Origin of the sequence: Methanoculleus sp. DTU007, assembly GCF_001512385.1 — an archaeon.
In the GTDB taxonomy this organism is placed as follows: Archaea; Halobacteriota; Methanomicrobia; order Methanomicrobiales; family Methanoculleaceae; genus Methanoculleus; species Methanoculleus thermophilus.
Window position 1 is genome coordinate 46,837 of record NZ_LFRO01000033.1, and the last position, 7,195, is coordinate 54,031.

Below are 7,195 nucleotides of genomic sequence, written 5' to 3' on the forward strand. Positions count from 1 at the left end.
GCCGAGGTTGCCGAGTACATCGGGATGGTCCTCCGCTCGACCGGCCGGGTGAAACGGGGGCTTGGGACGATCCGGCAGGACATCAACGTCTCGATCGCGGACGGCGCCCGGGTGGAGATCAAGGGTGTCCAGGACCTCGATCTCATCGCCGAGGTGGTCCGCCGTGAGGTGCAGCGGCAGACAAACCTCCTTGCCATCCGCGACGAACTCGTAAAGCGGGGCGCCCGGGTAGACCACAACGTCATCGACGTCACTTCCATCTTTGCCGAAACGAAATCTTCTATCTTGAAGAAGGCGAAGGCCATCCTCGCAGTCAAACTCTGTGGGTTTGCAGGACTGGTCGGACGGGAGATCCAGCCCGGCCGCCGTCTTGGAAGCGAGATGTCGGACTACGCGAAGAAGTGCGGGGTCGGAGGGATCTTCCACACCGACGAGCTCCCAGCCTATGGCGTCACGGCAGAAGAGGTGGCACGCCTGCGCGAGTTCGTCGGTGCCGGGGAGAACGACGCGGTCGTCATCGTGGCGGCCGGGCGGGAGCGTGCCGGCTGTGCGATCGAGCAGGTGCTGATCCGCGCGGAGATGGCTCTCTCCGGGGTTCCCGAGGAGACTCGGAAGATGCTTGAGGGTGGAAGTACAGCTTACATGCGCCCGCTCCCGGGAGCCGCCCGGATGTACCCCGAGACCGATGTCTTTGCGGTCACGATCGATGCGGACCGCTGGGAGAGCATCAAGGTCCCTGAACTCCTCACCGACCGGGCCGCCCGGTTCGTCCGCGAGTTCGGGCTTGATGAGGCTCTGGCACGGCAGGTGGCGTTCTCCGAGAGACTGCCGCTCTTCGAGAAAGCGGTCGCCGCCGGTGTCCGTCCCACCCTCGCGGCCAGGACACTCCTTGCCACCTGCCGCGAGCTTGCCCGCGACGGCGTTGCCGTCGATCGGGTGAGCGAGGGCGAACTCCTTGCCCTTCTCGTGGCGGTCGAGGCCGGTCGGGCTGCAAAGGAGGCGATCCCGGATCTCATCACCGAACTCGCGCGGACGGCAGACGGTGCGGTTGGGGGACCGGAAGAACGGGTGAATGCGGCTATCGAGAAGGTGAGTCCTGCAGTCTCGCAGGCCGATGTTGAGGCGATCGTTCATCGTATCGTAACCGAACGGCAGGAGTTTGCCCGCGAGAGGGGCATGGGCGCGCTTGGCCCCCTGATGGGTGTCGTCATGCAGGAACTCCGGGGAAGCGTGGATGGAAAAGTCGTCAGCGAGATCCTTCGACGAGAGCTAAAGCAGTTGCTCTCCTGATCTGCATTTGCTCTCTATCGGGACCGGCCCTGGCCGGCTCCCGGTAACTTTTATCAACGGGTCTGCTCATAAATATAAAGGAGTTTTATCATGGGAAAGACAGGAAGCGTTCTATGGGCCCAGGTTAAGGGCGTGAAGGGACAGATACGGCTCGTCCCTGCAAGTGAAGGCGAAGTGAAGAAGCCCGGTCCGAACCAGCGGTTCAAGCCTGCGGCGGACATCTACAAGCGGACAAGCAGAGATGGGCAGGACCCGCGGCGCGGTGGCCGGGGTGGACGTGGCCGGAGCGCAAGCGGGAGCGGGCGCGGCAGAGGTAGTGCCCCCACTATGGACGTGCGGGTACGCCGGTGCATACGGCGCGCCAAAGTGTCGGCTCTCGGAACCAAGCAGAAATCGAGATAATTGGGTCTCCTCTTCTCCTTCAATACTTTTTATACTTGCGAGTTCCAGTATGTGGTATGGATCTCAAAACCGCCATCAAGACCTATCAGTTCGCCGAACGGGCGAAATCTGAGCTGGTTGTCGGATCGCAGTTGATGACTGCCCTGATCCAGTTCCCAATCCAGGAGAAACCCGGTGGGAAGCGGATGCTTTTGATGGTGCTCGAGTCTATTCGCTCGGAACTCGATTTTGCTTATGGCGATACCGGGAATGGCGAGTTTAAGAAAGCCATCGACCACCTCAACGAAGCGATCAGCCTGACCGAGAGCATGGAACTCGGCACTGCTTCAGAGAGGATGGGCCGAGCCGTCAGCGCCGTTACAACTGCAGCCCAGGCCGCGTGGGAGACGCTCAAAGAGCATGAACTCATCTGATCTCCTTCACTTTCTAAAGACGCGGTCGTCGGTCCGGAGTTACTCCGCAGAGCCGCTCGAACCGGAGGATATCGAGTATATCCTTGCCTGTGCGAGTACGGCGCCGAGCGCCGGCAACCGTGAGTCCTGGGACGTTGTTCTCGTCACCGATGAGGATCTCCGGATGGATCTTGCACTTGCGGCCTTTGAACAGCAGCAGATCCAGGATGCGCCTGCGATCTTTGTGGTCTGCGCAAACTACGTTCGGTCTATGTCGCACTATGGGGAGCGAGGAATCCTCTATGCACTCGAGGACGCCACCATTGCCTGTACGTATATGATGCTCGCCGCACACGCCCGGGGTCTGCACTCATGCTGGACAGGGGCGTTCAGCGACGACGATATCCGCGAGATCCTTGGTCTTCCGCAACACGTCCGGCCGGTCGCGCTTCTCTCTGTGGGCAGGGGGACGCCACCGCTCGAGCCCATGGAGCGGATGCCGGTGAATGAGCACCTGCACCGTGAGACCTGGTAGGAACTACATTGGAGAGATTATGCCGGATTATTTGGTTACGCTTGAGTCAGCGTGGATAATTAAGGATGTTAAATCCATGGACGATGCCGTGAGCATCGCAATCAGCGAGGCGGGGAAACGGCTCAACCCCTCGGCAAAGTTTGTTGAGATCGAGGCGGGGATGGTCGCCTGCCCTTACTGTGAGGGAGAACTGAACACCGCTCTGGTCGTGGCGAATACCGCCCTGGTTGGGCTTGTGCTCCAGATGAAGGTCTTCCGCGCGGAGTCTGCGGAACATGCAGCAAGGATTGCAAAGTCGGTCATCGGGAAAGCGCTGCGCGATGTCCCGCTGAAGGTTCAGGATGTGCAGGAGATATGATAGCCGTCGTCGGGCATACGGCCATTGATCACCTCTTCCGGGTCCCGAAGATCCCGGGAAGACATAATTCGACCTATATCATCGGTCATGACGTCTACTTCGGCGGCGGAGCGGCGAACATCGCTGCCGGGATTGCGACGCTTGGCGAGCGGTGCCGGCTGGTCTCCTCGGTCGGCGGGGACTTTCCGGGCAGCGACTACGACCTCTGGATGCACAATCTCGGGATCATGCAGGACTTTATCCTGGTCAAAGACGCCCGCACCGCGACCGCGTATGTCTTTACGGACGATGACGGCGACCAGGAGACCTTCTTTGAGTGGGGCGCGTCAGTAGCGTTTGCCAAGGCCGAACCTCCCGCTCTCGACTTTGTCCATATGGCGACGGCCGACCCCGATTACAATGTCCGGGTAGCCCAGAAGAGCAAGTTCGCCTCCTTCGACCCGGGTCAGGACCTTCTCCGGTATACCCCCGATCAACTTGAGATCATCCTTGCGAATATCGATATCCTCTTCTCAAACAATCACGAGATGGACCGGATGTGCGATATGCTGGGGCTGGAGCGGGAGGCGCTTGTCGCATCGGTCCCGATGGTGGTCACGACCCGCGGGGCAGAGGGGAGCCTCCTCTGCATGGACGGCGAGGAGCACCATATTCCGGCCGTCAAGGTGAACGCCGTCGATCCCACCGGGGCCGGCGACGGCTATCGGGCCGGGTTCCTTGTGGCGTTTGCGAGGGGTTACGCGCCGCTCGACTGCTGCCGTGTGGGGGCGGTAGTATCATCCTTCGTCGTTGAGAAGGCCGGCACTCAGACGAACCTCCCGGACTGGGACAAAATGCTCGAACGGTATCGGAAGGTCTTTGGCGAGATCGGAGAAACATTTAACTGAGTTATGGGGTATGTTACACAGTTTGCCGGCGCAATCGTGCCGGCTCCTGCCCCCGGTATGAGAGCGGCAGCGGGGGGCGGCTGATGGACTCCGGCCCCGATGTGCGCGTCGAGGGGCTTACCCGATACATCTTCTCGGCCCCCTCCTGGCCGCGTTCACTTGCGCTCATCGTTGTGCTCGGCTTCATCATCGATGCCGCCACCTACCGGGCGGGGAACGAGTTCTTCCTGCTCGGCACCCTCGGCTTCTCGGTCCCGGCACTGATCGCATTCCTGCTGACAGTTCCGCTGGTGCAGGCATCCGGCCGACTGATAACCTGGAACCGCTCGGCTCTTCTTGCGCTGACCTGTACGGTTCTCTCGGTTATCCTGAGCCTCTCGCCGATTCTGGTGTTCGGTCGCGGCATCCTCCCCTCCCTCTACGCGGTCGCACTCGGCCTGACCTCCGGCCTCCGGCTGCTGGTCCTTGTTGCCGTGGCCGACTACCGGGTAGGCCGGATGGTTCCCCCTGCGTTTCTTCAGGGGGCTGCAGGGATAGCGGTAGGTGCCTGGCTCTTTGATCCAGGATTCGTCCCCTATGCCCTCCTCCTCCAGGTAGTCTTCGGTCTGATCTTCGTCTTCCTGATCTGGCTCATCGAGCGGCCGCTAAAGCGCGCTTTTCAGATCAGCGGGCTTAACTTCCTCAATACCTTCATCGCCCACCTGACCGACGGCTCAAAGAATATGGAGGACTTCTTCCGGGAGATCGGCGAGGAGGTCTATGTCCCGCAGGTCTCGCTCTTCTTCTCCCGGGAGTCGGGAAAGGACGTCCTTTTTACGGTCCCGAACGTCCACCCCGGCCCGATGGGCGACGTCGGCGGCGGCAACCTCCCCCGAATCCTCCATGACACGTTCCCCGAGGAGACGCTGGTCGCCCACGGTTGCGCCACGCACGATTTCAACCTGGTCTCGGAGAGCGAGATCACGAAGATCGCCCGCGCCGTTGATGCGTCCCGAAAGGATGTCACCTTCACCGGGACTGCGAGCCCCCCGGTCAGGGTCAGAGCGGGATCGGTATCGATCCTCTGCCAGCGGTTCGGGGATGCCCTCCTGATGGTGAGCACCCGCTCACCTGAGCGGACGGAGGATCTCGATTACTCGATAGGCCTTGCCATCATGGCCGAAGGGCGGTGCGCCTTCTCAGAGGTCGCTTTCGTGGACGCCCACAACTGTATGATCAGTGTGGAGTCCCCTGTCCTCCCGGCAACACGGGTCGCGACGGAGTACATCGCCGCAGCTCGAGAGGGGTTCCGGGTCGCAAAGGATATCCCCTGTGGGCCGCTCGCGGTTGGGGTCTCCCACGTCCGGGTCCCGTTCACCCGCGAGCAGGGGTTTGGGTCGCTCGGGGTGCAGGTGCTGGCGACCGAGGTCGGCGGGAGGCGGGCGGCCTATGTCCTGATCGACGGGAACAACATGGCCCCGGGTGTTCGGGAGCGCCTGCTCTCCGTGGCGCTCGCCCACGTCGATGAGGCCGAGATCATGACCACCGATACCCACACGGTGAACACCGTCAGCGGCAAGAACCCGGTCGGCTACAGGGTGCCGGTGGAGGAGATCGTCCCATATGTGGAGAGAGCGGTCACCGAAGCGGTCGCCGATCTTGCGGCCGCCCGAGTCGGGGCGGCGACGGCCTCGTGCGAGGGGATCGTCGTCTTTGGGTCGCAGCGGGTCTCGCAGCTTGCAAGCACCGTGAATGCAATGCTTGCGTTCATCGCACCCATTAGTTTCATGATCCTCGTCCTTGCGTTTCTGCTCTCGGTCTTCCTCTACATCGCCCTCCAGTAGGGCGAAATCCCCGGCATTTTTCTCTCTATACGCCCAAACCTTCATCATGAGTTACCGGTTCGCTGGTCGGATGGGACGGATTCCTGAGTCGTTCCTCGACGAACTCTTCCGGGTCTCGGGAGCGCCCGGGGTGATAACGTTTGCCGGCGGTCTGCCGGCCTCGGCCTACATCGATGTTGCCGGGATCCGGGAGGCGGCCTGTGAGGTCTTTGATGAGATGGGCAGCAAAGCCCTGCAGTACACGACGACGGATGGCTACCTGCCGCTCCGGGAGTTCATCGCCGACCGCTATCGGCAGCGACTTGGTCTTCCGGCGAGACCAGAGGAGATCCAGATCGTGAACGGCTCACAGCAGTGCCTGGATCTCGTCGCAAAGATCTTCCTTGACCCGGGCGACGCCGTCGGGATGGAGCGGCCCGGCTATCTCGGGGCGATCGAGGCCTTCTCTCTCTACGAACCGGTGTTCCACGCAGTCCCGCTCGAGGAGGATGGGCCGGACCTTGCGGCGTTTGCATCGCTCGTCCGGGACTATGCGCCGAAGTTCTTCTACGGTATCCCTAACTCTCAGAACCCCTCGGGGAGGACGTATTCGCAGGATAAACGCCGCGGTATCGCGGAGATCCTGGATGGGACGGATACGGTCTTCTACGAGGACGACGCTTTCGGGGAACTCTTCTTCGACGGGAGGCCGCGGCTGCCGGTGAAGCGTTATCTGCCGGAACAGACGGTGATGACCGGGTCGTTTTCCAAGATCGTCGCCCCCGGGATGCGGATAGGCTGGATCTATGCGCCGGAGCCGATCCTTCAGGAATTCAACGTTGCAAAACAGGCGGCCGACCTTCACTCGAACTTCCTCTCCCAGGTGATCCTCCACCGCTATCTCGTGACACACGATCTCGACGCCCATGTCCGCCGCGTTGCGGCGGTCTACGGGGAGCGCTGCCGGCTGGTCTGCGACCTCCTCGACGACCTGATGCCGCCGGGGATGACCCACACCACGCCTGAGGGCGGGATGTTCATGACCGCGACCCTGCCGGACGGTCTCTCGTCGATGGAGGTCTTCTACGAGGGAATCAAGGAGGGCGTCGCGGTCCTTCCCGGGGTGCCGTTCTACGTCGACGGCGGGGGAGAGGATACGATCCGGCTGAACTTCTCGGCGGCGTGTGAGGAGGAGATCGTCGAGGGGATGCACCGGCTGGCGAGGGTGGTCCGGAGGCTGGAATGAGAAACTGCGCGAAGCCGGGCGCGCGAGGGATACCGCGTCATCGGGCGAAGATGCCTGATTGTAGCCTCTAAGAGGGCCGAGCCGCTTCGGGACGCGTCTCCAATCATCCGTGCTCGGCCTTCAGATCACCTCCGGCTCCGGGGTTATGGCGGGGGAGGTTGCCGGACTTGATCTTCGCCAGAGACCCCGCCGGGCGTCGGACTTAATACCTTCGGTTGACAATAGGTACAGGATCCTTTGAGCGAGGGTAGCTAAGCCTGGCCAAAGGCGCCGGACTTAAGAT

At 61.8% G+C, this 7,195-nt stretch carries 8 protein-coding genes; all 8 read left to right on the forward strand.

Features of this window, described 5'->3' with window-relative positions; all coding sequences use genetic code 11:
- On the forward strand, positions 1-1,290 hold a 1,290-nt coding region (gene gatE, locus ACI94_RS03845), incomplete at its 5' end, for a Glu-tRNA(Gln) amidotransferase subunit GatE (RefSeq protein ID WP_286681105.1).
- Positions 1,291-1,380: 90 nt separating this feature from the next.
- Positions 1,381-1,692, forward strand: coding sequence for a DUF5350 domain-containing protein (locus ACI94_RS03850; protein WP_083524730.1), 312 nt, complete (start codon positions 1,381-1,383; stop codon positions 1,690-1,692).
- 56 nt (positions 1,693-1,748) lie between these two features.
- The gene (locus ACI94_RS03855; RefSeq protein ID WP_066955125.1) at positions 1,749-2,105 is read left to right on the forward strand and encodes a hypothetical protein; all 357 of its coding nucleotides are present in this window, start codon (positions 1,749-1,751) and stop codon (positions 2,103-2,105) included.
- A complete protein-coding gene (locus tag ACI94_RS03860) occupies positions 2,092-2,619 on the forward strand; it encodes a nitroreductase family protein (RefSeq protein WP_066955128.1) in 528 nt (175 codons plus the stop codon). Before ACI94_RS03855 ends, ACI94_RS03860 begins: the two co-directional genes overlap by 14 nt.
- Before the next feature lie 19 nt (positions 2,620-2,638).
- Complete coding sequence (locus ACI94_RS03865; RefSeq protein WP_066955131.1) at positions 2,639-2,977, forward strand: DUF555 domain-containing protein; 339 nt, start codon at positions 2,639-2,641, stop codon at positions 2,975-2,977.
- Positions 2,974-3,864, forward strand: a complete 891-nt coding sequence (locus ACI94_RS03870; protein ID WP_066955134.1) for a carbohydrate kinase family protein — start codon at positions 2,974-2,976, stop codon at positions 3,862-3,864. Before ACI94_RS03865 ends, ACI94_RS03870 begins: the two co-directional genes overlap by 4 nt.
- An 83-nt stretch (positions 3,865-3,947) precedes the next feature.
- The gene (locus tag ACI94_RS03875; RefSeq protein ID WP_066955136.1) at positions 3,948-5,687 is read left to right on the forward strand and encodes a DUF2070 family protein; all 1,740 of its coding nucleotides are present in this window, start codon (positions 3,948-3,950) and stop codon (positions 5,685-5,687) included.
- A 46-nt stretch (positions 5,688-5,733) separates the two neighbouring features.
- Positions 5,734-6,912 (forward strand): PLP-dependent aminotransferase family protein, encoded by a 1,179-nt coding sequence (locus ACI94_RS03880; RefSeq protein WP_066955139.1) that lies wholly within the window; start codon positions 5,734-5,736, stop codon positions 6,910-6,912.
- Positions 6,913-7,195: the final 283 nt, after the last annotated feature.

Excerpts from the sequence above, each read along its gene's own strand:
- ACI94_RS03860 (WP_066955128.1), top strand. The coding sequence starts at position 2,092 with ATGAACTCATCTGATCTCCTTCACTTTCTAAAGACGCGGTCGTCGGTC.
- ACI94_RS03865 (WP_066955131.1), top strand. The coding sequence starts at position 2,639 with ATGCCGGATTATTTGGTTACGCTTGAGTCAGCGTGGATAATTAAGGAT.
- ACI94_RS03870 (WP_066955134.1), top strand. The coding sequence starts at position 2,974 with ATGATAGCCGTCGTCGGGCATACGGCCATTGATCACCTCTTCCGGGTC.
- ACI94_RS03875 (WP_066955136.1), top strand. The coding sequence starts at position 3,948 with ATGGACTCCGGCCCCGATGTGCGCGTCGAGGGGCTTACCCGATACATC.
- ACI94_RS03855 (WP_066955125.1), top strand. The coding sequence starts at position 1,749 with ATGGATCTCAAAACCGCCATCAAGACCTATCAGTTCGCCGAACGGGCG.
- ACI94_RS03880 (WP_066955139.1), top strand. The coding sequence starts at position 5,734 with ATGAGTTACCGGTTCGCTGGTCGGATGGGACGGATTCCTGAGTCGTTC.
- ACI94_RS03850 (WP_083524730.1), top strand. The coding sequence starts at position 1,381 with ATGGGAAAGACAGGAAGCGTTCTATGGGCCCAGGTTAAGGGCGTGAAG.